Source organism: Desulforhabdus sp. TSK, from assembly GCF_022836495.1.
Classification (GTDB): Bacteria; Desulfobacterota; Syntrophobacteria; order Syntrophobacterales; family Syntrophobacteraceae; genus Desulforhabdus.
Genome location: NZ_BQXM01000001.1, coordinates 32,808 through 55,560, shown reverse-complemented (window position 1 = coordinate 55,560; position 22,753 = coordinate 32,808). Strand labels below are relative to the sequence as shown.

The 22,753-nt window shown below is 55.8% G+C and carries 26 protein-coding genes and 2 pseudogenes; 15 read left to right on the top strand and 13 right to left on the bottom strand.

The features are described 5' to 3' along the window. Positions 1–13 precede the first annotated feature (13 nt). The gene (locus MWC30_RS00295; protein WP_244082143.1) at positions 14–997 is read left to right on the top strand and encodes a malate dehydrogenase; all 984 of its coding nucleotides are present in this window, start codon (positions 14–16) and stop codon (positions 995–997) included. Positions 998–1,159: 162 nt separating this feature from the next. Here the strand turns inward: MWC30_RS00295 and MWC30_RS00290 are convergent, their stop codons facing one another. Further along, a complete protein-coding gene (locus MWC30_RS00290) occupies positions 1,160–1,522 on the bottom strand; it encodes a molybdenum cofactor biosynthesis protein MoaE (RefSeq protein WP_244082142.1) in 363 nt (120 codons plus the stop codon). Between the two features lie 516 nt (positions 1,523–2,038). Here MWC30_RS00290 and MWC30_RS00285 point away from each other — a divergent pair. The 6 genes and pseudogenes from MWC30_RS00285 to MWC30_RS22800 all read left to right on the top strand — a co-directional run. Beyond that, a complete protein-coding gene (locus MWC30_RS00285) occupies positions 2,039–3,718 on the top strand; it encodes a methylmalonyl-CoA mutase (protein WP_244082141.1) in 1,680 nt (559 codons plus the stop codon). Positions 3,719–3,785: 67 nt separating this feature from the next. Next, positions 3,786–4,184 carry a cobalamin B12-binding domain-containing protein gene (locus MWC30_RS00280; protein WP_244082140.1) on the top strand — a complete coding sequence of 133 codons (399 nt, stop codon included), beginning with the start codon at positions 3,786–3,788 and terminating at the stop codon, positions 4,182–4,184. A 161-nt stretch (positions 4,185–4,345) separates the two neighbouring features. Continuing rightward, positions 4,346–5,317, top strand: coding sequence for a methylmalonyl Co-A mutase-associated GTPase MeaB (meaB, locus tag MWC30_RS00275; protein WP_368860772.1), 972 nt, complete (start codon positions 4,346–4,348; stop codon positions 5,315–5,317). Then, entirely contained in the window at positions 5,314–5,718 is a 405-nt protein-coding gene (gene mce, locus MWC30_RS00270) for a methylmalonyl-CoA epimerase (RefSeq protein WP_244082138.1), read from the top strand. The genes meaB and mce overlap by 4 nt, the downstream gene beginning before the upstream one ends. Before the next feature lie 63 nt (positions 5,719–5,781). Next, a pseudogene (locus tag MWC30_RS22805) lies at positions 5,782–5,919 on the top strand (type II toxin-antitoxin system RelE/ParE family toxin); the annotation flags it as partial. A gap of 14 nt (positions 5,920–5,933) precedes the next feature. Continuing rightward, positions 5,934–6,017 (top strand): annotated as a pseudogene (locus MWC30_RS22800) (transcriptional regulator); the annotation flags it as partial. 45 nt (positions 6,018–6,062) lie between these two features. Here MWC30_RS22800 and MWC30_RS00260 read toward each other — a convergent pair. After that, positions 6,063–6,452, bottom strand: coding sequence for a type II toxin-antitoxin system VapC family toxin (locus MWC30_RS00260; RefSeq protein ID WP_244082137.1), 390 nt, complete (start codon positions 6,450–6,452; stop codon positions 6,063–6,065). Beyond that, positions 6,449–6,727, bottom strand: a complete 279-nt coding sequence (locus tag MWC30_RS00255; RefSeq protein ID WP_244082136.1) for a type II toxin-antitoxin system VapB family antitoxin — start codon at positions 6,725–6,727, stop codon at positions 6,449–6,451. The genes MWC30_RS00260 and MWC30_RS00255 overlap by 4 nt, the downstream gene beginning before the upstream one ends. Positions 6,728–7,090: 363 nt before the next feature. On the opposite strand from MWC30_RS00255, the gene MWC30_RS00250 reads away from it, so the two are divergent. From MWC30_RS00250 to MWC30_RS00240, 3 genes are all read left to right on the top strand, one after another. Next, positions 7,091–7,333, top strand: coding sequence for a ribbon-helix-helix domain-containing protein (locus MWC30_RS00250; RefSeq protein WP_244082135.1), 243 nt, complete (start codon positions 7,091–7,093; stop codon positions 7,331–7,333). Beyond that, positions 7,290–7,670 (top strand): type II toxin-antitoxin system PemK/MazF family toxin, encoded by a 381-nt coding sequence (locus MWC30_RS00245; RefSeq protein ID WP_244082134.1) that lies wholly within the window; start codon positions 7,290–7,292, stop codon positions 7,668–7,670. Before MWC30_RS00250 ends, MWC30_RS00245 begins: the two co-directional genes overlap by 44 nt. Before the next feature lie 202 nt (positions 7,671–7,872). Continuing rightward, the gene (locus tag MWC30_RS00240) at positions 7,873–9,198 is read left to right on the top strand and encodes a cyclopropane-fatty-acyl-phospholipid synthase family protein (RefSeq protein WP_244082133.1); all 1,326 of its coding nucleotides are present in this window, start codon (positions 7,873–7,875) and stop codon (positions 9,196–9,198) included. Between the two features lie 150 nt (positions 9,199–9,348). Here the strand turns inward: MWC30_RS00240 and MWC30_RS00235 are convergent, their stop codons facing one another. The 3 genes from MWC30_RS00235 to MWC30_RS00225 all read right to left on the bottom strand — a co-directional run bounded on the left by MWC30_RS00235 (position 9,349) and on the right by MWC30_RS00225 (position 10,781). Further along, positions 9,349–9,906 (bottom strand): Uma2 family endonuclease, encoded by a 558-nt coding sequence (locus MWC30_RS00235; protein ID WP_244082132.1) that lies wholly within the window; start codon positions 9,904–9,906, stop codon positions 9,349–9,351. A gap of 231 nt (positions 9,907–10,137) precedes the next feature. Beyond that, complete coding sequence (locus MWC30_RS00230) at positions 10,138–10,536, bottom strand: PIN domain-containing protein (protein WP_244082341.1); 399 nt, start codon at positions 10,534–10,536, stop codon at positions 10,138–10,140. Positions 10,537–10,538: 2 nt separating this feature from the next. Further along, on the bottom strand, positions 10,539–10,781 hold the full coding sequence (locus MWC30_RS00225) for a DUF6364 family protein (RefSeq protein WP_244082131.1): 243 nt from the start codon (positions 10,779–10,781) through the stop codon (positions 10,539–10,541). 440 nt (positions 10,782–11,221) lie between these two features. Here MWC30_RS00225 and MWC30_RS00220 point away from each other — a divergent pair, with 440 nt between their 5' ends. Continuing rightward, positions 11,222–11,779, top strand: a complete 558-nt coding sequence (locus MWC30_RS00220; protein ID WP_244082130.1) for a Uma2 family endonuclease — start codon at positions 11,222–11,224, stop codon at positions 11,777–11,779. Between the two features lie 276 nt (positions 11,780–12,055). On the opposite strand, the gene MWC30_RS00215 is transcribed toward MWC30_RS00220, so the two are convergent. Next, positions 12,056–13,258 carry a Xaa-Pro peptidase family protein gene (locus MWC30_RS00215; protein ID WP_244082129.1) on the bottom strand — a complete coding sequence of 401 codons (1,203 nt, stop codon included), beginning with the start codon at positions 13,256–13,258 and terminating at the stop codon, positions 12,056–12,058. A 217-nt stretch (positions 13,259–13,475) separates the two neighbouring features. Continuing rightward, the gene (locus tag MWC30_RS00210) at positions 13,476–13,928 is read right to left on the bottom strand and encodes a GNAT family N-acetyltransferase (protein WP_244082128.1); all 453 of its coding nucleotides are present in this window, start codon (positions 13,926–13,928) and stop codon (positions 13,476–13,478) included. A gap of 598 nt (positions 13,929–14,526) precedes the next feature. On the opposite strand from MWC30_RS00210, the gene MWC30_RS00205 reads away from it, so the two are divergent. The 4 genes from MWC30_RS00205 to MWC30_RS00190 all read left to right on the top strand — a co-directional run bounded on the left by MWC30_RS00205 (position 14,527) and on the right by MWC30_RS00190 (position 19,329). Further along, the gene (locus tag MWC30_RS00205) at positions 14,527–15,117 is read left to right on the top strand and encodes a TetR/AcrR family transcriptional regulator (RefSeq protein WP_244082127.1); all 591 of its coding nucleotides are present in this window, start codon (positions 14,527–14,529) and stop codon (positions 15,115–15,117) included. Positions 15,118–15,202: 85 nt separating this feature from the next. Continuing rightward, positions 15,203–16,360: an acyl-CoA dehydrogenase family protein gene (locus tag MWC30_RS00200; protein WP_244082126.1), complete on the top strand. Its 1,158-nt coding sequence runs from the start codon at positions 15,203–15,205 to the stop codon at positions 16,358–16,360. A gap of 52 nt (positions 16,361–16,412) precedes the next feature. After that, positions 16,413–17,615: a thiolase family protein gene (locus MWC30_RS00195; RefSeq protein WP_244082125.1), complete on the top strand. Its 1,203-nt coding sequence runs from the start codon at positions 16,413–16,415 to the stop codon at positions 17,613–17,615. A gap of 46 nt (positions 17,616–17,661) precedes the next feature. After that, the gene (locus MWC30_RS00190) at positions 17,662–19,329 is read left to right on the top strand and encodes a fatty acid--CoA ligase (protein WP_244082124.1); all 1,668 of its coding nucleotides are present in this window, start codon (positions 17,662–17,664) and stop codon (positions 19,327–19,329) included. A gap of 110 nt (positions 19,330–19,439) precedes the next feature. Here MWC30_RS00190 and MWC30_RS00185 read toward each other — a convergent pair whose 3' ends face one another. From MWC30_RS00185 to MWC30_RS00165, 5 genes are all read right to left on the bottom strand, one after another. Further along, entirely contained in the window at positions 19,440–20,144 is a 705-nt protein-coding gene (locus MWC30_RS00185; RefSeq protein WP_244082123.1) for a DUF1003 domain-containing protein, read from the bottom strand. A 61-nt stretch (positions 20,145–20,205) separates the two neighbouring features. Next, positions 20,206–20,418 (bottom strand): hypothetical protein, encoded by a 213-nt coding sequence (locus MWC30_RS00180; protein ID WP_244082122.1) that lies wholly within the window; start codon positions 20,416–20,418, stop codon positions 20,206–20,208. Positions 20,419–20,422: 4 nt separating this feature from the next. Beyond that, positions 20,423–21,085 (bottom strand): transposase, encoded by a 663-nt coding sequence (locus MWC30_RS00175; RefSeq protein WP_244082121.1) that lies wholly within the window; start codon positions 21,083–21,085, stop codon positions 20,423–20,425. 139 nt (positions 21,086–21,224) lie between these two features. Next, positions 21,225–21,968, bottom strand: a complete 744-nt coding sequence (locus MWC30_RS00170) for a S9 family peptidase (RefSeq protein WP_244082120.1) — start codon at positions 21,966–21,968, stop codon at positions 21,225–21,227. 69 nt (positions 21,969–22,037) lie between these two features. Continuing rightward, entirely contained in the window at positions 22,038–22,736 is a 699-nt protein-coding gene (locus tag MWC30_RS00165; RefSeq protein ID WP_244082119.1) for a methyltransferase, read from the bottom strand. Between the last annotated feature and the right edge of the window lie 17 nt (positions 22,737–22,753).

Sequence of the window (22,753 nt, the reverse complement as noted above, 5' to 3'; positions counted from 1 at the left end):
AGGAGTAACGAAAATGGCCAAATCCCCCGTTCGAGTTGCCGTCACAGGCGCTGCCGGTCAAATCGGCTACGCCCTGCTGTATCGTATTGCCAGTGGTGAAATGCTGGGCAAGGATCAGCCCATCATTCTACAGATGTTGGAACTGCCCCTGGAAAAGCCCTTACAGGCCCTCAAGGGCTGCATGATGGAGCTGGAGGACTGTGCATTTCCCCTGCTGGTGGACATGATCGGCACCGGTGACCCCAAGGTGGCTTTCAAGGATGCCGATTACGCACTGCTCGTGGGTTCAAGACCGCGTGGACCGGGCATGGAGCGGAGTGAGCTCCTGGCTGAGAACGCCAAGATTTTCATCGCTCAGGGCAGAGTGTTGAATGAAGTCGCCTCCCGAGACGTTCGTGTCATCGTGGTGGGCAACCCGGCCAACACGAACGCTTACATCGCCATGAACTCCGCCCCCGATCTGCCGCGTGAAAATTTCACGTCCATGATGCGCCTGGACCACAACCGTGCGGTATCCCAGCTGGCCCTGAAGACCGGCAAGCCTCTTCAATCCGTGGAAAAAATGGTGGTTTGGGGAAACCATTCCCCCACCATGTATCCCGATATCCGCTTTGCCACCATCGACGGGCAGCCCGCTTCCCGGCTGGTGGATGAGGCGTGGTATCGCAATGAGTACATTCCCATGATCGGCAAGCGCGGCGCCGCCGTCATCGAGGCGCGCGGCCTTTCGTCCGCGGCATCCGCAGCCAACGCAGCCATCTGCCACATGAGAGACTGGGCCCTCGGCACCGACGGCAAATGGGTCACCATGAGCATTTGCTCGGACGGTTCCTATGGAATCCCCGAGGGGATCATGTATGGGGTTCCCGTCATCTGCACGCCCGGCAAGTATGAACGTGTGAAAGGCCTCGAGATCGATGCATTTTCTCGGGAAAAGATGGATAATACGCTCAATGAGCTCCTGGCGGAGCAGGCTGCGGTGAAAAGCATGCTCTAACCTCCCCATCCTGTCCGTGAGGCGTACAGGATGAGGTGCCCGTTTTGCGGCTCATAACCATCCGATGGACGTTTGACGGCCAGCAATAAAAAAGGCGGCTTCCTGCCGCCTTTTTTATTGCTGGCACTTTAGTATCGAGACACTGGGTGACTCACTTGGCCTTCACGCCGTAATCTTTTCCTTTTTCAAGACGGCTTCCTTCTTCAACCGGTTCACCGTCTTCTCCAAAACGGGGAAAACGTTTTCCCGGATATCGCCCGCTACGACAACCAGCATGACATCATCCCCAATGTTCCGCCGACCGGTAAACAGGTGTGCCTCTACAGCGGAAATGCCCTCTTCATTGCGCATCTCCTCCAGGATCTTATCCCATACCGCCTGGTCCACATCGACATCGAGGTATTCCGCAGGCTCCCCTGCACGGCTGGTTGCCCGCACGATGCCGTTGTGGCAAACGATCATGCCCACCCTGGCCACGTCTATTTCCGCCTTAACTTTTTCCACCAGATCATAGAGTGTCGTCACTGAAGTCTCCTTAAAATACTCACCATAAACATATACAGCGTTCTCCTCCCTCGGGAATCAATCCTAATGGGTATAATGGTCACTGCGAATCTTGGAGTAAAGCCTTCGCGGACAACTTTCATCCCCACGGGGAAACGGGAGAGAGCACGTTCTGCCGGGAGGCCCCCTGAGAGCGTGCCTGGAAAAGTGAAATACCATTTTTTTTCAGAGTTTTCACAGTAATATAGCAATAGAAGTTGATTCTTGCCTGTCTTGCTGGTATATCCCTCAGGGATAAGTTTTTTGATACCCGAAAACATGAGGCGCATTCTCTCGACCCAGGCATGATGCGCTGCTCAACCTCATAACACCCATCTAATGACTGTTCAAATCTGTTCGCTTGACGCCGGCCGCTTTTGGCCTGAGGACGAAAATGGCCCCAGGCGATGGAGCTATCTGGTTCCTGCTGTTCTGGCAGAGTCCGTCTAAACCATTGACGGGAAGTATCGTGTGGCAATCGTGTTGAGGAGGGAAAGCATGTTTGACGAAAAAGCGTTAGAAACCATCAAAGCCGGTAAAGAAAAATGGTCCAACGATGTGGTCGGCAAAACTCTTGCCAAGAACCCCGAACGGAAAGAAGTCTTTACCACGATTTCCGGGACGCCGGTGGAACGACTCTATACGCCTCTCGATGTCGCCGGCCTCGACTACGGGAAGGATCTCGGCTACCCGGGGCTTTATCCGTTCACGCGGGGCGTACAGCCCACCATGTACCGCGGCCGATTCTGGACCATGCGTCAATACGCCGGTTTTGGCAGCGCCAAGGAAAGCAATGCCCGATACCGCTACCTGCTGAGCCAGGGACAGACAGGTCTGAGCGTGGCCTTTGACCTTCCCACCCAGGCGGGATACGACAGCGACCATCCCCTTTCCATGGGTGAGGTCGGCAAAGTGGGCGTTGCCATTGACTCCATCGAAGACATGAAGGTCCTGTTCGACCAGATTCCTCTCGATAAGGTCACCACCTCCATGACGATCAACGCTCCTGCCGGCATCCTTCTCGGCATGTACCTCGCCATTGCCGAGGAACAGGGCGTATCCTTCGACAAGGTCGGCGGAACCGTACAAAACGACGTTTTGAAAGAAATCACCGTACGCGGCCAATACATCTATCCCCCCAAGGCAACCATGAGACTCACCACCGATCTCATCGAATATTGCCTCAAGAACGTTCCCAAATGGAATACCATCAGCATCAGCGGCTATCACATCCGTGAATCCGGCTCCACAGCTGCCCAGGAAATGGCCTTCACCATTGCCGACGGGATCGCCTATGTACAGGCGTGCGTGGAGCGCGGCCTCGATGTCGATTCCTTTGGACCGCGCCTGAGCTTCTTCTTCAACGCATTCACCAATGTCCTCGAAGAAGTCGCCAAGTTCCGCGCCGGCCGCAGGGTATGGGCCAAGATCATGAAAGAGCGCTTCGGAGCCAAGAATCCGCGCTCCATGATGCTGCGCTTCCACGTGCAGACGGGCGGTGTGACCCTGACCGCGCAGCAGCCTCTGAACAATGTCGTTCGCGTGGGTCTCCAGGCATACGCGGCGGCCCTCGGTGGTTGCCAGTCCCTGCATACCAACTCCTACGACGAAGCACTCTGTCTGCCCACCCAGCAGGCGGTGACCGTCGCCCTCCGCACCCAGCAAATCGTGGCCGAAGAAAGCGGTGCCGCCGACACCATCGATCCTCTGGCCGGCTGCTACTACGTCGAGGCCATGACCGAGAAGATCGAAGCCGAAATCATGGACTACCTTCAGAAGATCGATGCCATGGGCGGCACCCTGGTCGCCATCGAGCAGGGGTACATTCAGAAGGAAATTCAGAACAGCGCCTACCGATTCCAGAAAGAAATCGAATCCGGCGAGCGCGTCTACGTAGGCATCAACAAGTACACCATGGAAGAACCGCCTCCGCAAGGTCTTCTCAAGGTGGATATGTCGGTGGGCGAAGTCGAAGCAGGTAAGCTGAAGAAGCTCCGTGCCGAAAGAGACGAGGCCAAATGGAAAGCTGCTCTCGACAAGCTGCGCCAAGCCTCCCAGACGGATGAAAATGTCATGCCCAGTGTCATCGAAGCAGTGAAGGCAAAGGCCACCGTGGGCGAAATCTGCGACGTGTGGCGAGACATTTTCGGACAGTTCCGACCGAAAGAATACGTCTGATTCCAAGTTCATCGAGGCTTACAGCGGACTGCTCTGCAAATGACCTGTTATGTTGGAGGTAAATTCCATGGCTAAGAAGATAAAAATCATCGTGGCAAAACCCGGTCTGGACGGCCATGATCGCGGTGCCAAATTGTTGTCGAGAATATTTGCGGAAGCCGGGATGGAAGTCGTCTACACGGGACTGCGCCAGACTCCTGAAATGATCGTGGAAACGGCACTCCAGGAAGACGCAGATGTCGTGGGTCTCAGCAGCCTTTCCGGAGTCCACAACTATTTCTTCCCCAAAGTCGTCGAGCTCCTGCGCGCCAAGGGCTTGGACGACGTCCTCGTCGTGGGAGGAGGGATTATCCCGAGGGAAGACTACGAAGGTCTCCAAAAGGCCGGCGTGAACGCCATCTTTGGACCCGGAACGCCTACGACGGAAATTGTCGAATACATCCAGAAGAATGTACGCGAGCGCTGAGTACGGCTTCCCCTCGAAAATGACCGACCCGTTTCATGGCATCATGCCGGCGGAAGGCGGCATCCGACGCCTTTTTCGGATTCCGGCTCCAGGCCGGAATGGCGAACGCCGGCGGTCATTTTCTCGGGTGGAGAGGTGAAAGGAAATACGATTTAATGACTATGGATTATGCAAGAGAAATCCTGCAGGGCTCACCCAGGGCCGTGGCGCGCCTCATGAGCTGGCTCGAAGACGAGGATGAAAGAGCCTACCCTGTGATGGAGGAAATCTATCGCCATACGGGGAAAGCCTACATCCTCGGAATCACCGGTTCACCGGGAGCTGGAAAGAGCACCCTCACCGACAAGCTGACCCGCACCATTCGCAGAAAAGGGCTGAGCGTCGGCATCGTGGCGGTGGACCCCTCCAGCCCTTTCACCGGGGGTGCGGTGCTGGGAGATCGTGTGCGCATGAGCGAGCTCAGCATCGATCCGGGCGTTTACATCCGTAGCATGGCGACACGGGGCTTCCTGGGCGGCATCTCCAAGGCTACGGCCGATGTGGTCAAGGTCCTGGATGCCTTCGGCAAGGATGTTATCATCATCGAAACGGTCGGAGTCGGCCAGGACGAGGTCGACATCATCGGTCTCGCGGATACCACGTGCCTGATCCTCGTCCCGGGACTCGGTGATGGAATCCAGAGCATGAAGGCCGGCGTGATGGAAATCGCCGATATTTTCGTCGTCAACAAGGCGGACAGGGCAGGAGCCGACCAGGTGGTGGCCGAAGTGTGCGCCCGGGTCGATCAGGATTCCCACATCAAGGTGAAGGATTGGACCCCTCCCGTCTTGAAGACCGTCGCCGTCGAAGATCAGGGGCTCGAAGAGTTATGGCAGGCCATCGACGGTCACCGGGCGATGCTGGAAAAGACCGGTAAGCTGCATGAAAAACGGCGTGAGCGCATCTGCAACGAGACACTGCGCATGATCCACAACGAGCTGTTTCGTGTCGTGAGGGAACAGCTGCAGGACAGCGGTCAATTGGACAATCTCGTGACGGATATCCTGGATCACAAGCGGGATCCCTACAGCATCATGCGGGAAATCACAGGAAAATGGATTTCTCTTCCTCAACACCAGAAGGAGACATCATGAAGGTTTTGAAGATCGACCACATCGGAATTGCAGTGAAGAGCATCGAAGAGACCAAGAAACTGTACAGCGATATTCTGGGACTGCTCCATGCCGGAAGTGAGACGGTGGCCGAGCAGAAGGTAACCACCGCGTTCTTTCCCGTCGGCGATACCGAGGTGGAGCTCCTGGAATCCACCGCCCCGGATGGCCCCATCGGCAAATACATCGAAAAGAAGGGCGAAGGGGTGCAGCACATCGCTTTCCGGGTGGAAAACATTGAAGAGGCTCTGGCGGAGCTGAAAGCCAAGGGCATCAAGCTCATTGATGAAACGCCGCGAAAAGGCGCCGGCGGAGCCAAAATCGCCTTCCTCCACCCCAAATCCACCTTTGGGGTCCTGGTGGAGATTTCAGAAAGATCCTAGAGCCATACCACTTCCCAACCTAAGGGAGGGCGCACCTTTCCTCCGCGCCCTCTTCTGATGTTTCTTCCGAGCAATCGTTTCGAAGCCCTTTCAGGAAATAGGAAGGGCCAATGCAGCATCCGCATCAACCAGCAGTGGCGGATCTGTTTCGAGTGGCATGAAGACGGCCCGCACCATGTAGAGATCGTTGACTATCATTGAAGAAGGAGATCACCATGCCAAACGGCATGCGTCCCATTCATCCAGGTGAGATTCTGGAACAAGAACTCGATGAATTGGGGCTTTCAGCAAACGCATTATGATGTGCACATTTGGGGTCAGGTCATCGGTTATGATCAGGACCTTCAATGAACTGCTTCAATGTCCGTCTGAGAAAAATCACATCCCTTGAAAAGAAGGGGTTCGCCGGCAGACTTTGCAAGAGCATAGGAACAGCAGTCGCCTATATTGAGTCCCGCCGGATGTCGGCCTTTGCCGTACTTTCTCCACGCAGATCGTGCGATTTCCAACTGCTCAACTGTCAGGCGAAGGATTTCAATCTTTGCATGGTGGATGAGAAGATCCAACTCACGCCCCCCAAGATCGCCCTTCATTGCTTCTATCACAATTCCGGGCTCTAATGCCGTAAAGGAACTGACAAGCCTCTGTGGAGCGTTGGCTATTGCATGAGCGAAAAGTTCGGCCTCCGGTTCACCAAGAAGAATTGCGATCAGAGCTGACGTGCCAATGTTCATTGCTTTGGGACCCCCATCTCGTCGTAGCCAAGAATCTCGTCTGCTTCGCGCCAGTCCTTTTCCGGCAGCGCCCTGCACCGCATCGATAGCTTCATGATCTCATCGACGACTTCTGTGGTTGAGCACCGTCCCTTGAGGCGCACAAGTCGCTCCTCCAGTGCGTGGATGATCGTCTCCGTTATGCTTTCTCCAGTTTCCGCTGCAACTTCTCGGGCCAGCTTCTCCTCTCTTGGATTCCTGATGCTAAGCGCCATAACACCTTCGTGTGTGTGCATGTATTGAAAGACTGCTTTAGTATATACACATAGCTGAAGGCTCAAGTCGAAATCGCTCGTCTTTTCAGAAGAGCAGTTTTGCATACCGGGGGTGACGATCTTCCATGATTGAATCCACCGGGGAGGGGTCGGTCACGGAAGAGTCAGGGGGAATACCTGTGTGGAATCGCACCTCCAACTCCCCGGTGGTTTCGAGCATCAGGGAGGTATCAGGAGGGGAATTTTCACACTACTACAAACCTCAAGTACCCACCGAGGGATCCTCAATGATTGAAACCATGGAATATCCTGTGGGGCTTGCTTTATGTAATCTTAGTATGTATTCTATAATACACAATATAGCACATATGGAGGTGCGATGCTATGAGCAGTTCTCGATTGAATATTGTACTGCCTGACGCCCTGATCAGGGAGATTGACCAAGTCGCTGGGCGACGGAAGCGTAGTCAGTTTATCGCCGATGCAGTCAAACGACAAATCGTCCAATTGGAAAAGGAGAGACTTCGAAGGGTGCTGGCGGAAGGATACCGGGCCACGAGACACGAAGACGAGGAATTGTCGTGTGAATTCGAAGCCTCGGATCTGGAGGGATGGGATGACTATTAGGAGGGGGGAGGTTTATCTTGCAGCTCTCGATCCCGTTGTGGGAAGAGAAATCGCAAAGACCAGACCCGTTGTCGTTGTCTCAAACGATCTGAACAACGAATTCTCTGGAACCGTAACGGTCTTGCCGATCACGTCCGGCAGTTTGGAAAAGATCTACCCTTTTGAAGCGCTTCTTCCAAAGGGGACCGCCAATCTACCGAAGGATTCCAAGGCAAAGGCCAATCAGATAAGGACATTGCATCGATCCAGGCTGGTCAAGCGCATTGGGGAGTTACCAACAGATATGATGGCTGGGATCGAGAAGGCAATGATGCTGCATTTGGGCTTAGAATGCTGAAGACTTCAGGTGCCCCCCGGAGGGTTCCTCCATGGTTGAAACCACCAAGTACGGGGGAATCCGGGTGTGGATCAACCCATAAAAGTCGTTGAGGCTTGCGCCGGGCTTCATGATTTCATAATACAAGACCTGACCCCAAATTTTGGGAGAACATCAAGGAACCGGCAGGCGATGGCCGGAGATGACAAAGCGGAGTTGCACGATGCTCAACAGGGAAATGACGGCTGAGCGACAGATTCGTCGCGCCAGGGAACTGATCGACCACCTTCGAGGCCGAATGAATTCACCGATCTCCGTGAGACTCTGGGACGGCAGCCTTGTGCCGCTCGGCGACAATCCGGAACCGGGTCTCGAGATTGTCATCTCCGGTCCGGGAGTCTTCGGGACACTGCTGCGAAGACCAAGCGCTGAAACGCTCCTGAGACTGTATGCTCGGGGAGCCGTCGATTATCGCGGAGCGGACCTGGTGACATTCATTGAGACGGGCAGGGTCCGGAACAGCCGCCGGAAAGCGAAAGGACTGCCTGTCGGCCTGCTGGCGAAATTTGTATCGGCGTTTCTGCTCGTTCGCGGTGAAGTCACCGATGTCGACCACTGCTATCGCGGCGATGAAACCGGCTTGAGGAGGAAGCAGCAGGAGAATCAGGACTTCATTCAGTTCCATTACGACATCAGCAACGATTTTTACCGTCTGTTCCTGGACGAACAGATGGTTTACAGCTGTGCGTATTTTCATGACTGGGGCGAGTCTCTGGAACAGGCTCAGCTCAATAAGCTGGACATGATCTGCCGCAAGCTTCAGCTGAAGCCGGGCGAACGCATGCTGGATATCGGCTGCGGCTGGGGAGCACTCATCTGCCACGCCGCTCGTTATTACGGAGTTGAAGCTCACGGAATCACGCTGTCCAAAGAGCAGTTGACACTGACGGAGGAGCGGATTCGTCGTCTCAGGCTGGAAGGGCGCGTAACAGTGGAGCTAAAGGACTATGCGCACGTCGAAGGTCGGTTTGACAAGATCTCCAGCATCGGCATGGTCGAGCACGTTGGCATCGACAACATGGCAGATTACATGGGAAAGATCAGTTCACTGCTTCCGGATCGCGGCATCTTTCTGAATCACGGAATCACCCGCCCGGCCAAGCTCACGGACAAGGCCTTCCGGAAGATGTCATCGGAGCGACGGCTGCTGGCCAAGTATATTTTCCCTGGAGGCGAGCTGGACCATCTGGGCCACATGGTGCAGTGCATGGAAAGCAAGGGCTTCGAGGTACACGATGTCGAAGGGTGGCGAGACCACTATTCACTGACTTGTCGACACTGGTGTCGGCGGCTGGAAGCTCATCGGGAAGAGGCCATCCGCCAGGTCGGTGAAGAGAAGTATCGCATGTGGGCCCTGTACCTGGCCGGGTGCGTGTTTGCACTAGGCGATGGAGGCGCCCGCATTTACCAGACTGTGGCCACCAGGCACAAAGCCAAAGGGCCTTCCACAATGCCGTGCACTCGAGAGCACCTGTACCGCCCATACTGAGCCGACTGCATCGAGCCATAGAGGGCAAGCTGCCAGAACATCCCCTGCGGGATAGTAAGCAATCCGGACCATTTGGGAGGGGGGCGGACTGGGCGAAAGGAAGGATCTTGCGAAGCGATTCGTGAAGTGCAAACCAGGGTATAGGGTATGTCAGGGTCCGGGCCACAAGTCCCCTAAGTTGATTTCAATCTCTTGAAATGGTTCGGCTCGGAATTTCGCAGATGCTTCAAATGCCCCCAGCAAAGACCAACGACCCGATTCAAGCCGATAGACCTCCAGAATCATTTGCCCGGGATCGACCAGCCAAAAATATGAAACTTCATGCTCAGCGTATTTAGACATCTTTTTCACGCGGTCCAGGCGTGCGGTACTCGGGGAAAGGATTTCGCAAGCCCAGTCGGGAACCACTGGTATAGGATTCTGTTCCCAGACGAACCTTTCTGTTTTCCATCCTGCTATATCGGGAACAATGGTGTGATTGCCGAACGTAATTTCCGGTTCGACAATGAAGATCCACCCTCCCGGGCCGCCGCGACCGCGATGGTATGGCGGCCCGACTTCTTCGATCAGAGCCGTTGCAGCATAACCGTGTTTGCTCGTAGGCCTTGGGGTCACGATCAACTCACCATCTATTATCTCGCCGACCATGTTGTCGGGGATGGCGTAGAGATCCTCATACTTCGCGTTCTTTCGTGCCGTTTCTGTCATAATTTCCTCCTGGCCCGCCTCAGACAACACCACTCAGATCTCTTTCTATTCAAGAGTCCGTATTCGTCAAGGCAAAAATAAGGACGAAATTGAAAGCAGGCAGTCGTACCTGAGGGCTCCTTCTTGACTGAAACCACTGGGGACGGGGTCAGAGGAGATTTCCGCGCTAAATTCCCTAGAGGGATACGCCCTGAGTCACGACCATGTAGCGGAGAGAGATTTTCACGGTAACTATCGGTGCTGCAGGTTTCCAGGCAATTGGACGGGGATGGAGGAATTCTTGAAGTCGGCGACATTACGAGTAACAATCACGTCGACGTTTGAGTACCGGGCCGCTTCATGCAGCACGGCGTCCTCAAAGTCTTTGAAGGGCAAATGTAGTGCACTTTCCAGAACCGACTTGTCGACTGGAGCGATTTCGAAAAGAGACAGTATAAGGGAAATACTGTCAAAGGCTTTTCCCGCTCCCACCGACTTTTTGATCAAATAGTGGAGCGTTGTCACAGTGGACGCACACAACCACCCCTCAATCTCGCCTGACTCTACCCGTGAAAAGCACCTTGCAGCATCCAGTGAAAAGGATTCCCTATCGAGCAGGAGATCTAAGACTACGTTGGTGTCGAAGAGCACTTTCAAAGGTGCTTCTCCTCTAGATGCCTATGGTATTCTTCTTCCGCGACACCGCTGGCTTTGAGTATGCCTTTGAGGCTCGCAACCTTCGGTGTGATTTTTTCAGTCTCGTCAGACAACGGTGCATCGAGCTTTTCAAAGTAATCCGCAACGATCTTTGAGACTGATTTTCCAGTCTTTTTGGAAAACCTCTTTGCTTTCCTGATAAGCCAGTCGTCCAAACGCAATGTCAGTTTCGTTTGCATGGACAATCTCCATAACCGATGACGTATGATTAACCAAATTATACGTCTATAAGAAATCCATGTCAAATTTCGAGAAACTTTGACATGAGGGTCTCTGATGGATCCCGCATGACGGCAAGTCACAGAATACGCCATGGGCAAATCTGGTGTGCTTCCTGATCTTCCAGCTATCCTGACCTGTCGCACATGGTTTCAATGAGAGAGGCCCCGTCAGGAATGATCTGAAGTCTTCACAGGCGTTACTTTGTGGTTATCTGGAGTTTGGCGGGGCGTCGGATATTGACCCTCCACTGCCCGGTGTGTAGTATCAATAAAAGGGAGGGCATTCAGTACATTGCCACCCTGAGTGTGGCGGAAGCGGATCGGGAAGCTCCTGGACGATCATTCTTGATGAGTCTTTCCATTCTATTTTCCAAACCTCGATGAAAAGGCTGAAATAGATGTCTGGTCAAGCGGTCAAAGAAGCGAACCACTACACTTATACGGATTATCTGACTTTCTCGGATGATTTTCGATGCGAAATCATCAACGGGCAAATCTATGAGATGACCCCTTCCCCAACGCCAGGGCATCAGCGTATATTGGGGCAGGTTCATGGGCTGATATGGAGCTATCTGAGGGAACAGGCCCATGCCTGCCAGGTGTTCGGCGCCCCTCTGGACGTCGTTATCGCCGAAGATCAGATCGTTCAGCCCGATGTATTTATCGTGTGCGACCGACAAAAGATAGAGAGGACCCATGTGTCGGGAGCCCCAGACGTTATTTTCGAAATTGCTTCTCCTTCCACATCTCTCAAGGATCGTCGGGAGAAGATGGAGCTGTATGAACGCTCGGGTGTCGTCGAGTATTTCATTATCGATCCCGACGCCGGGTTCATCGAAAAATTCATGTCTATCGACGGGAAATACGGAAGAGTAGGGATTTACGCCGGAGATGACGCATTTCACATCGACACCGTATCTCTTGAGCTGAGAGCACAGGACCTCTTTCCCGAATAACTCGAACAACCAGCCCGTCCTTGCCGGAAGTTCTTTCTTGGGCGTTTCACGAAAATTCCCTGGCGGGAATCTTCATCGCATTCGCCAACTCCCCGATGGTTTTGCCCTTCGCAGATATACTGCGAACGGGTAAAATCTTGACTCTTGCAGGAGCGGCTTCCAGCCGCGATTCTCAAGGAACCAACTGTTTCCATCGCGGCTGGAAGCCGCTCCTACAGGATCATCAACAAGTCACGATCTCATCCATTTGGAATATAGGTCGGCGCTTCACAGCCGTCACACGGTGACAAGCTCAAAGGAATCGTTTGTCACCCGCTCGAGCTTATCCTTGCGCACGATGAAATCGAGCTCGATTCCGACAGCCCCCTGCCCCGGCAGGACAAATTTGGGTTCAAAGGCAAACACCATTCCCTCTGTCAGTACCCTCCTGTGCCGGGCGGTAATAACAGGAAGCTCGTTGATTTCCAGGCCGATGCCATGTCCGATGAAGGACACCTGCCCTTCCCCGTGTCCCATAAAATAGTCCTGAAGGCTCGCCTTTTCCGCGATGCGATACGCTCGAGCGAAGACGTCCGTGCATTCAACGCCCTCTTTCACGTAGGCCATGGCGTCTTCAATGATTTCCAGGGCACACTGGAAAAACCTTTGGAAGGGCTCTGCAAGCTTGCCCACCACAAAGGTCCTTGTTTCGTCAGTGATATAACCGTTGTATCCTCCACCATAATCGATGGTGACGGGGATCCCCCGTTCCACGCACTTGAAGGAGGAGCCCTGTGGAATCGCCGGAGTAATGCCCGCACCTGCAATGGGTACGTCGGCATAAGTGACCATGGCGCCCGTATACCCCGCCTGAACGGCCATGAGGGTCATTTCCTGGTTGATCCCCCGCATTCGCAGGAAGCCCTGGTGGCCATGCCTTCGACCGATGCCGATGAGGGCCGCTTCGATGTCGATTTCTGATGCCCCTTCCCGGACCGCATGTCTGGCAGCCTCGAATACGGGGGCCATCATGCCGCCGGACTTTCGGAGCTGAGTGATCTCAAAGGGGCTCTTGACCATCCTCACCTCCCTGATGCATGGAGCCAGATCGGCATGGCGGTCGAAACCGAGGTTGCGCCTCAACCTCTCGAAAGCCGCCACGGGCAGCACGTCGAGCTCCAGTCCGGCTATGCCCCTGAGAAGCCCCTTCGACTGGAGGACTTCCTTGATTTCCTTTTCCTTCTTGATGGGGATGATGTCGAGGGGCGATTCCAGTCTTCCCCGTTCGATGCTCTTTTCCAGGAAAAAGAGGGGTTCGCCATGGAGAGGGATGACGAGCACCCCTTTCTGGGTGGTACCGGTGAAATAGAATTCGTCCACGTTCTGAAAAATGACGCCAAAATCGATGCCACTTTTTGCCATCAGGCCTTTGAGCCCATCCATGCGCTTCAACAGCTCTTCTTTGGGGACAGGATCAAAGGCCCCTACTTCCTCCATCATCTGCTCTTTCTTCCCTTTCCACTGCATTCCACTTGTTGAGCTTGAGAGCTTGCGCTCGTGCTTCTGTCCCTCAGCACGAACGCGCCTAGGTGGCTCCCCGTTCGCCCCGGGTATGGAAAGGCGAACGGGAAATGAAATTCTGTTCCCTGGCGAGCATCAGCCGGTCCCGAAGCCGGTGGAATGAACACCCACGGGATACGAGACGCCAGCCATCCCATTAAAGAACGCGCTCCAGGTTGATGGTTCTGGACGGAGTGAACTGGTTGGAGCCAAAGAAATGGATCATCTTGGAATCATTCCAGGTGACGAGGGTGTATATCTTTTGAACCCCGAGCTTTTTCAAATGCCCCACAAATTCATCCATCAACTGCTTGCCGATGCCTTTATGCTGGTAATCCGGATCGATGCCGAGGGTATCGAGGGTAGCCTGCTCCTGGAAGATTCCATATTCTCCCATATAGATTTCCCCCATGACAAAACCCACCACCGTGCCGTCCGCTTTCTCCGCCACGAGTGAGGCGGGCACATAATCTCTGGATCTGACCAGCCGTTCAAATTTCATTTCGTAGTATTCGGGCCGCCGCGCCTTGAGTACCTTTTCGTCGATGGCGACAACTGCGTCGAAATCGTCGGCCTTCATGAGTCTCACTTTAAAGCTGCCGTCGTTCATGGGAGCTCCTTTCCAAATCAGGGTCGTGGTTTCACATCCGGTAAGAGAAATCGAAAGGTTGACCGTGTTGCCGACTCAACATCACCCTGGCAAAAACCCGGAATAGAACGGTGGGAAAAACCCGCGCTCAGGCTTCGCCGGTACGGCCACAAGCACTCGATGCAACAGCATTGACTTTTGCACCCTCTCGAGATGTGGGACAAGCCTGGAAATCTCAAAGGGGCGGGAAACGTGGCATTGGGGACAACATTGCAGAAAAGGATTCTCCCACATCCTTATGGGGCTTTATTCTATTTTATGCATAAAGTCCTTGCAAGGATTTTCCCCAAATGCCGGAGGCCCTCGCAGTCGGACCCGGAGCCCCTTCCCCTCCCACAATGGCCACTGTAGATCAATCCGGTGAAAACCGGGCTCCAAAGAGTCTGGATTTCCCTGGATTCCGGCTTTCGCTGGAATGACGATGGAGCTTAGGCCGACAACATTGCCCCCCTCCCCCATACGTGGCGGACGGATTGGCCGGCACAGCGGTGCTGTAAAATTCGCGGATCCTGCAAAATACATTTGACATACTACCTACTATGTAATATTTATATCTCCCATGAAAACGAAAACCGGTTCAAAAAAAGAAGTGCAGGCACAGCACACGCGCAAAACGATCCTCGTGGCGGCCACCCAGCTCTTCGCGCGGCAGGGCTATCATAAGACCACCATTACGGACATTTGCCAGTCAATCGGTCTGACTTCGGGCGCCATCTTTCACCATTTTTCGTCCAAGGAGGCTGTGCTCGATGCGGTCATCGAGCGCCTCGAACGGGGCATTCGCATCTACTCGGATTACCTGAACGGTGTCGAAAAGGGCTCCCTGAAAGTGGTGACGGAAATGGTGCGCATCATGTGCAGCCATTTCAACCGCCAACCCGAGGCCACCATCTGTCTTGCCGCGCTGGCCACGGAGTTCGCGGGCAGCAACCACCCCGTCGAACAACGGCTCAAGGACATTTACACGGGCTTTGTGGATGCCCTTTCACGGGTGCTCCGGGACAACCCGCGCATCACGAACCCTCGAATGACGGCCATGGCCTTTGTCGGGCTCGTCCAGGGAATCGCCGTGCAGGGGCTGCTGCGGGAAGGGGAGCAGACCATCGATGAGCTGGCCCAGGCCTTCATCGAAATGCTTGCCGACTGGTGAGTCTGGGCGAGCCGACAGGGCTCATCCGTGTTGATGCTCTTGACGGAAGGGATTTGGATTTCACTTCAAGGGAGAACTATCCACCATGCAATATGATCTGACAGAAGAACAGCGGATGCTCCAGGATACCGTGCGCCGCCTCGCCAGGGAGAAGGTCGCCCCAGGCGCCGGGCAACGGGATGAAGAGGCTCATTTCGACTGGAAGATGGTCGATCTCCTCCGTGAAAATGGACTCTACGGCATTGACTTCCCCGAAGACCACGGCGGATCGGGAGCCGGCATGCTGGCCCTCGCCATCGCCGTCGAAGAGCTCTCCAAGGTGGATGCAGCAGCGGGTCTGCTCATCGCCGACCAGGAACTGGGATCGCTTCCCATCATCCTCGCTGCCAACGAGAGCCAGCGCGCCAGGTATCTGCCGAAGCTCGCTTCCGGTGAGCATCTCGCCGCCTTTGCCCTGACAGAGCCCGCCGCCGGCTCCGATGTGGCAAGGCTCCGATGCCGCGCCGTCAGGGACGGCGACCACTACATCCTCAATGGCACAAAAACGTTCATCACCAACGGCGGAGTGGCCGACGTGATCACTGTTTATGCCGTCACCAATCCGGACAAGCCGGCGCACAAGAACGCCGGTGTGTTCATCCTGGAAAAGGGAATTCCGGGCTTCTCCGTGGGCAAGAAGGAAAACAAGCTGGGCATTCGGTGGTCGGATACGGTGGAGCTCATTTTCGAGGACTGCCGTGTACCCGCCGAAAACCTCCTGGGAGTCGAGGGACAGGGGTTCCACATCATGATGAAAACCCTCGATTTCTCACGTCTTGCCGTGGCGGCCCAGGCCCTGGGGATTGCGGCCGGATCCCTGGAGTATGCCGTTGCCTACGCCAAGGAACGAGAAACCTTCGGAAAGCCCATCATCCAACACCAGGGCATCGGGTTCAAACTGGCGGATATGACCATGCGCACCGAAGCGGCCCGCCAGCTCCTCTACAAGGCGTGCAGCATGTTTGAAGGCTTGTCCAAGGATATGAGCCAGCTTTCGCCCGAAATGATGCGCATGAGCTCCATGGCCAAGTGCTACTGCAGCGACGTGGCCATGTGGGTGGCGACGGAGGCGGTCCAGGTGCTGGGGGGCTACGGCTACATCAAGGAGTACCCCGTGGAGCGCATGATGCGCGACGCCAAAATCACTCAGATCTACGAGGGCTCCAACGAAATCCAGCGGCTGGTGATTTCGAAAACCCTTTAGGTCACCCTTGCAGCCGTGGTTGCACTTTCCCGTTGTTCGGAGGAATGAGAATATGATCAAAGATAACGACGTAGTCATTGTTTCGGCGGCGCGTACCGCCATTGGAAAATTCGGGGGCGCCCTGAAGGGAGTGAGGGCGACACAGCTGGGCGCCCATGTCATGAAAGAAGCCATCCAGCGCGCGGGAAACCTGGACCCCAACCTCATCGAGGAGGTCATTTTCGGGGACTGCGTGCAGTGCTTCGATGAGGCCAACACAGCACGGACGGCGCTCCTCGTGGCCGGATTGCCCTCTCACATCCCGGCCTTCACGGTGCAGCGTCAGTGCGCCTCCTCCATGCAGGCCCTGGCTTCCGGGGTCCAGCAAATCCGCTGCGGCGATGCGGAAGTCGTCCTGGTGGGGGGCGTCGAATCCATGAGCTCCGCTCCCTACTACCTGGCCAACGCCCGGTGGGGCATGCGCCTCACCAACCATGAAGTGACCGATGCCATGTGGGAGATGCTCCATTCGGGGAGCCGGCTGCTGGGGGACCCCATGATCATGGGGGTGACAGCGGAAAACCTCGCGGAAAAATATGGAATCTCGCGTGAGGATCAGGATCAGCTGGCGCTGGAAAGTCACCAGAAGGCCGAGGCCGCCATCAAGGCGGGCCGCTTCAAAGAAGAGATCGTCCCCCTGGAAGTCGCCGGAGAAAAGGGAAGCAAAGTCGTCTTTCAGCAGGACGAGCATCCGCGGTTTGGATTGACCCTGGAAGATCTGGCCAGGCTGAAGCCCGTCTTTAAAAAGAGCGGCACTGTCACACCGGGAAATTCGTCGGGGCTCAACGACGGTGCGGCTGCCGCCATTCTCATGACTCGAAAGCGTGCCCGGGAGCTGGCGCTCACCCCCATGGCCCGCATCGCCGCCCAGGCTGCAGCGGGAGTCGAGCCGCACCTCATGGGTTACGGGCCCGTGCCGTCCACGGAAAAGGTCCTCAAAAAAGCCGGTATGCAGGTCAAGGACATGCAGCTGATCGAAGTCAATGAAGCTTTCGCTTCTCAGTACATCGCCTGCGAGCGTGGTCTGGGATTGGACCGCACCATCACCAACGTCAACGGGAGCGGAGTCGGCCTGGGGCACCCGGTGGGCTGCACGGGGCTGCGCATCGTCATTTCACTGGCCTATGAAATGGCGCGCCGCAACCTGGAAGTGGGCCTGGCGGCGCTTTGCGTGGGTGGTGGTATGGGAATGAGCACCATCGTGATTCGGGATTAAGGATTGGAGATCTCAGGGAATTATTTCTTAAAGGGAGGAGACCCCCATGTCGGTAAAACTCATCCAGAAGACAGCATCAGCCTATGAATACCCGCTTCTCATCAAACGTCTGCTGCATACCCCCCTCGCCTACTCACCGGAGCAGGAAATTGTCTACAGGGAGCTCGTTCGTTACGACTACGAAACCCTCAACCGGCGCATCGGTCAGTTGGCCAATACGCTCAAGGCGCTGGGAGTAAAGGAGGGAGACACCGTCGGCATGATGGACTGGGACAGCCACCGGTACCTGGAATGCTTCTTCGCCGTTCCCATGATGGGCGCGGTTCTGCACACCATCAACGTGAGACTCTCCCCCGACCAGATTCTCTACACCATCAATCACGCAGCGGACGACGTGCTCCTCATCAATGGGGAGTTTCTGCCCATACTGGAGCAGATCAAAGACCAGTTTGAAACGGTGAAGAAGATCGTTCTCATCACGGATGAGGGAAAAAGCGCCGATGCGTCGGACGGCTTCGCGGGAGAGTACGAGGCGCTCCTGGCGGAAAGCGATGCCGCCTACGATTTTCCGGATTTCGACGAGAACGCCATGGCCACGACCTTTTACACCACCGGCACGACGGGACTCCCCAAGGGGGTTTACTTCAGCCATCGCCAGTTGGTCCTGCATACCCTGGGGACCCTTGCGGGTCTGAGCGGATTCACGGCGCCGCCAAGGTTTGGAGCCAACGACGTGTACATGCCGCTCACCCCCATGTTCCATGTGCATGCCTGGGGGCTGCCTTACGTGGCCACGGTTCTCGGAGTCAAGCAGGTTTATCCCGGACGCTACATTCCCGACAATATTTTGAGGCTGGTGGCCAAAGAGAAGGTGACCTTCTCTCACTGCGTGCCCACCATCCTGCACATGCTCCTGGGCAGCCCTGTGGTCAAAGAAGTGGACATCACGGGCTGGAAGCTCATCATCGGGGGCTCGGCGCTGTCCCGCGGACTCTGCAGGCAGGCCATGAAGCTGGGGATCGACACCTTCACAGGGTACGGAATGTCCGAAACCTGCCCCATCCTCACCCTCGCCAACCTGAAGCCGGACATGCTGCAGTGGGAAACCGAGGAACAGATCAGAATCCGATGCCGCACGGGCATCCCTATCCCACTGGTGGATCTCAGGACCGTGGACATGGCTGGAAAGCCTCTCCCCAAAGACGGCGTCAGCACCGGCGAAGTGACCGTCCGCGCCCCGTGGTTGACTCAGGGATATCTCAAGGAGACGGAACGATCGGAAGAGCTTTGGGACGATGGCTGGCTTCACACGGGCGATGTGGGCTTCATTGACCCCGACGGCTACCTCCAGGTGACGGACCGTATCAAGGACGTCATCAAGACGGGAGGGGAATGGATCTCCTCCTTGCAGTTGGAAGACATCCTCATGGGCCATGAGGCCGTCAGCGAATGCGCCGTCGTGGGCGTCCCCGACGAGAAGTGGGGCGAACGGCCTCTCGCTTTCGTTGTCCTCAAAGAAGACTACAAGGGAAAAGTCTCGGAGGAGGACATCCAAAATTTCTTCAAGGTATACGTGGATAAAGGCGTCATTTCCAAATGGGGCGTCCCCAACCGGATCAACCTGACGGACAGCATCGCCAAAACCAGCGTGGGGAAGCTCAACAAGCGAGTCATCCGCAAAGAAGCCCTCGAATACCTCCAGGGGAAGGCGTGAGCGTCCGGCTGTAAATTGGGGTTTGAAGCGTGAACCTGTGAAGCAGCGTTTCAATTTTGTGACGGAAGGGGGGCCGCCAGGCGGATCCCGGCGGCCCCCTCCACCGCAGGTCACCGTCTCTTGCCCATCTCTGTCAGCAGATCGAGCTGGATCTCCTGCATCTGGGCCAGGCGTTCCCACTGGTGGGAAAGGAGATGATCGACCTTGTCGTGGAGATGTCGAATTTCAAGCTCCGCCTTGAGGTTCACCTGGTAGTCGTGCTGGGAACGAAGTCGATCCTTCGCCTCCTGGCGGTTCTGGCTCATCATGATGATCGGGGCCTGGATGGCAGCAAGGCAGGAAAGAATAAGGTTCAACAGGATGAATGGATAAGGGTCGGGAGGATGCAGCAACAGGACGGTGGAATTCATCCCGATCCAGAGCGCGAGGAAAGCGCCAAAGCAAATGAGGAACGTCCAGCTTCCGCCGAATGTCGCAATGCGATCCGCCAGGCTCTCGCCGAAGGTCCACTTCTGTTCGAATTCCGTATCGACATTCTTCGAGAGGATCTCGTGCTCCCTGATGCTGTCCAGAACCTCCTGCTCAAGGACCGTCAGCTCTCCCTTTTCAGACTCCAGGAGGGAGTGAACATAATTCGCCCGGTATTTCGTCAAGTCGGGCCGGCAGATGAAGCTCTCATCCGGCGACCAACCGGGATGATCGCGAACAATCTCTTTGGCGATAACGTCTCGAACGGCTGCACCGGGGACAAGGTCGCGGGTTTGAAACGTCTTTCCGCAAACCGCACACACGTGCCGGTCATTTTTCTTCATCATACGCAGACATCTCCGTCAGGGGCAATGAGGCTCTATCGCCCGTCGTGCTTTTTACCTGCCTTCATTCCCCGGGCATGCCGCAAAGGTGAGGAGAGCATGTGGTGCTCACACGGGGAACGGACGGCAAGGTGCAGACGTTACGGACAACCCGTCCGTAGGGGCAGGCCCCCGTGCCTGCCCACCGGTGGTTGGTCACCCCGTGGTTGGTCATCCAGGGATTTCCTATACCGTGCGTGCAGATCATGTGCGTGCCCACCCTGGGGTTGCCGATCATGGGGTTACCCCTCATCAGGGCGGCCACAGGGGGCCGCCCCTACGAACAATTTATCCAATTCCCATTGGGCGGGATTGTTCAGGATATATTCCCGTATGCGGTCCATTTCTGATTGATTGCGGACGATGTGCTCCCAATAATTGCGTTGCCACAACCTGCCGGGGAACGGCGGCCATCCTGATTGTTTGACGCCATCCACATACAGTTTGGTCGTCATCGTTTTGAATCGATGCACCACATCCGACAACGACAACCGCGTAGGGGCAGGCCCCCGTGCCTGCCCGCCCCGTGCCTGCCCGCCCTGGGGTGGCGCATTCCGTGCCTGCCCATCGTGTGCCTGCCCCCGGAAAGGGCGGCCACAGGGGGCCGCCCCTACGATGGCAATGATTCCGTGGATGTGGTTGGGCATGACGACGAATTCATCGATATCGATGCCTGAATAATGGACGGGTATTTCATCCCAAACCGTTTGAACCATAACACCCGCAGCATTCAGCCGCATTTCCCCGTCCACGATTTCCCCAAACAGGCATTCTCGATTTTGGGTGCAGATGGTCACGAAATAGGCTCCGGCCTGGGAATAATCGTATCCCTGCAACCGGATTGAACGGCGGTTTCGTTGGGGAGACAGGCAGGTCGCTCCTACATTGCAGGATTTATCTTTCATTTTCCCGCATCCTTATGGCGAAGGGGTATACAAACATGCACTTTATCTTACAGGGGAGGAGTTATAATTGATTTTGCTGGCACCTCGAGATCCCCGCCATCCCCGGCAATCTCTTTCAGGAGCCTTACAGTCTCCTGCTTCAGGGCATGGAGGTCGGCACTGATTCTACAAACCCCCGCTCCAGGAACCACTCCAGGCTCATGCGGATGGCCATTTCCCGCCAAGCGGGGTCCGCGAATCGATGGTCCGCCGTTTCCATGATGTAAATGCGCTTGGGCTCCCCTGCATGGTGGTATAAATCGAGGCAATCCTTCCAGGGTACGATTTCATCCTGCCGACCATGCAGGACGAGCACGCCGGGTACGGGAGCCATGGCGCCCAGATTTAAGGGAAGGCCGATCCCGACGCCACCGGGCAGGATGCGCTGATGATTTTCCATCACTTCACGCGCCCCGGTTATTTTTGTCAAATCGAAGGGCGTCGCCCAGCACACCAAGCCCCCCAGGTCATGCCGCCCGAAGGAAGCCACCAGGCAGGCAATATACCCCCCCATACTGGAGCCCAGAAGGCCCACCGGCCCCGACGCCCAGGATGCACCCTGCACATGGTCCAGGACGGCGTGGAGGTCCCGAACGCGGGACGTGATGAGGTCGGGAAGCGGAGAGGCCTGGCTTTCACCGCATCCGGAAAAGTCGAAGCGGACGACCGCAATTCCTTCCCTGTTGAAGGCGTCGGCGATGTCGATATACTTGCTGCTGTCTTTATTGCTGAGCATCCCATGGCAGCAGATCACCACAGGCGAGGGGATTCTTTGGGGCAGGTGCACGACAGCGGCCAGAGGTCCGGCCTCCGTGGCAATGGAGATGGCTTGCCCTTCTCTCATGCGTATTTTTCCCTTCTCATCATGAAGCTTTTCATCCCCACCGGGACTATACGCATCCCGGTGTAAAGCTCAGTTCCCCATGCCCTTCCCATCGGCTTTGAGGCGAATGGCAAAAAGCTCAATCTTCTGGGCATCCTCGCCGCTGCCAATGGTCTGAACATTCTGCTTGAATTCGAAATACTGGGTGAGCTCCACAAAAAACTTCGGAGCATGCAGGTTGGCGTTCTTGGCAAGGAAGATCATGCCCTTGGGGACGATGGCCCTCCTCAGGAAATTGACCAGGAGCGGATACGATTCACGGTCATAGATGACCTCGGCCCCAACGATCACATCGTAAGGGTCCGGGAGGTTCGCCTCATTCCAGTCCAACTTCTGCACCTGTGCCCTCGCCACGCCATTGAGGAGCACATTGGCCCGGGCGAAGAGGAGCGCATCCTCGTTGATGTCCGTTATGGTCACATTGTGGCCGCACATTGCCGCATAAATGCCCACCGCCCCGATGCCTCCCCCGATTTCCAGCATACGCTGCCCGAGCACCACGGGCCGCCTGCCCAAAAAATAAGCCAGCAGGAAGCTCGACTCCCACACCTTTGCCCAGAAAGGCAGGTCCAGGATGGGAACGGAACCGCCTTCGACGAGATCCGCGATGTATTCTTCGAGATCCTTGATCTGCAGCAGCTTCAGTGTCTTGTCCCCAATCTTCAGAGGAACGATTTCCACGGCGTATTTGCTTTTGATTTGATCGAGCAGATCATCCAGCTCGGACATGATGCATTTTCCCCCTT

Bases quoted from the DNA above. Each gene is read 5' to 3' on its own strand.
- MWC30_RS00195 (WP_244082125.1), top strand. From the start codon at position 16,413: ATGATCAAAGATAACGACGTAGTCATTGTTTCGGCGGCGCGTACCGCC.
- MWC30_RS00190 (WP_244082124.1), top strand. From the start codon at position 17,662: ATGTCGGTAAAACTCATCCAGAAGACAGCATCAGCCTATGAATACCCG.
- MWC30_RS00210 (WP_244082128.1), bottom strand. From the start codon at position 13,928: ATGAACGACGGCAGCTTTAAAGTGAGACTCATGAAGGCCGACGATTTC.
- MWC30_RS00170 (WP_244082120.1), bottom strand. From the start codon at position 21,968: ATGAGAGAAGGGCAAGCCATCTCCATTGCCACGGAGGCCGGACCTCTG.
- meaB (WP_368860772.1), top strand. From the start codon at position 4,346: ATGGATTATGCAAGAGAAATCCTGCAGGGCTCACCCAGGGCCGTGGCG.
- MWC30_RS00180 (WP_244082122.1), bottom strand. From the start codon at position 20,418: ATGATCGGCAACCCCAGGGTGGGCACGCACATGATCTGCACGCACGGT.
- MWC30_RS00205 (WP_244082127.1), top strand. From the start codon at position 14,527: ATGAAAACGAAAACCGGTTCAAAAAAAGAAGTGCAGGCACAGCACACG.
- MWC30_RS00250 (WP_244082135.1), top strand. From the start codon at position 7,091: ATGAGCAGTTCTCGATTGAATATTGTACTGCCTGACGCCCTGATCAGG.
- MWC30_RS00165 (WP_244082119.1), bottom strand. From the start codon at position 22,736: ATGTCCGAGCTGGATGATCTGCTCGATCAAATCAAAAGCAAATACGCC.
- MWC30_RS00200 (WP_244082126.1), top strand. From the start codon at position 15,203: ATGCAATATGATCTGACAGAAGAACAGCGGATGCTCCAGGATACCGTG.
- MWC30_RS00215 (WP_244082129.1), bottom strand. From the start codon at position 13,258: ATGATGGAGGAAGTAGGGGCCTTTGATCCTGTCCCCAAAGAAGAGCTG.
- MWC30_RS00260 (WP_244082137.1), bottom strand. From the start codon at position 6,452: ATGAACATTGGCACGTCAGCTCTGATCGCAATTCTTCTTGGTGAACCG.
- MWC30_RS00240 (WP_244082133.1), top strand. From the start codon at position 7,873: ATGCTCAACAGGGAAATGACGGCTGAGCGACAGATTCGTCGCGCCAGG.
- MWC30_RS00285 (WP_244082141.1), top strand. From the start codon at position 2,039: ATGTTTGACGAAAAAGCGTTAGAAACCATCAAAGCCGGTAAAGAAAAA.
- MWC30_RS00175 (WP_244082121.1), bottom strand. From the start codon at position 21,085: ATGAAAGATAAATCCTGCAATGTAGGAGCGACCTGCCTGTCTCCCCAA.
- MWC30_RS00225 (WP_244082131.1), bottom strand. From the start codon at position 10,781: ATGCAAACGAAACTGACATTGCGTTTGGACGACTGGCTTATCAGGAAA.
- MWC30_RS00235 (WP_244082132.1), bottom strand. From the start codon at position 9,906: ATGACAGAAACGGCACGAAAGAACGCGAAGTATGAGGATCTCTACGCC.
- MWC30_RS00280 (WP_244082140.1), top strand. From the start codon at position 3,786: ATGGCTAAGAAGATAAAAATCATCGTGGCAAAACCCGGTCTGGACGGC.
- MWC30_RS00185 (WP_244082123.1), bottom strand. From the start codon at position 20,144: ATGATGAAGAAAAATGACCGGCACGTGTGTGCGGTTTGCGGAAAGACG.
- MWC30_RS00220 (WP_244082130.1), top strand. From the start codon at position 11,222: ATGTCTGGTCAAGCGGTCAAAGAAGCGAACCACTACACTTATACGGAT.
- MWC30_RS00295 (WP_244082143.1), top strand. From the start codon at position 14: ATGGCCAAATCCCCCGTTCGAGTTGCCGTCACAGGCGCTGCCGGTCAA.
- mce (WP_244082138.1), top strand. From the start codon at position 5,314: ATGAAGGTTTTGAAGATCGACCACATCGGAATTGCAGTGAAGAGCATC.
- MWC30_RS00255 (WP_244082136.1), bottom strand. From the start codon at position 6,727: ATGCACACACACGAAGGTGTTATGGCGCTTAGCATCAGGAATCCAAGA.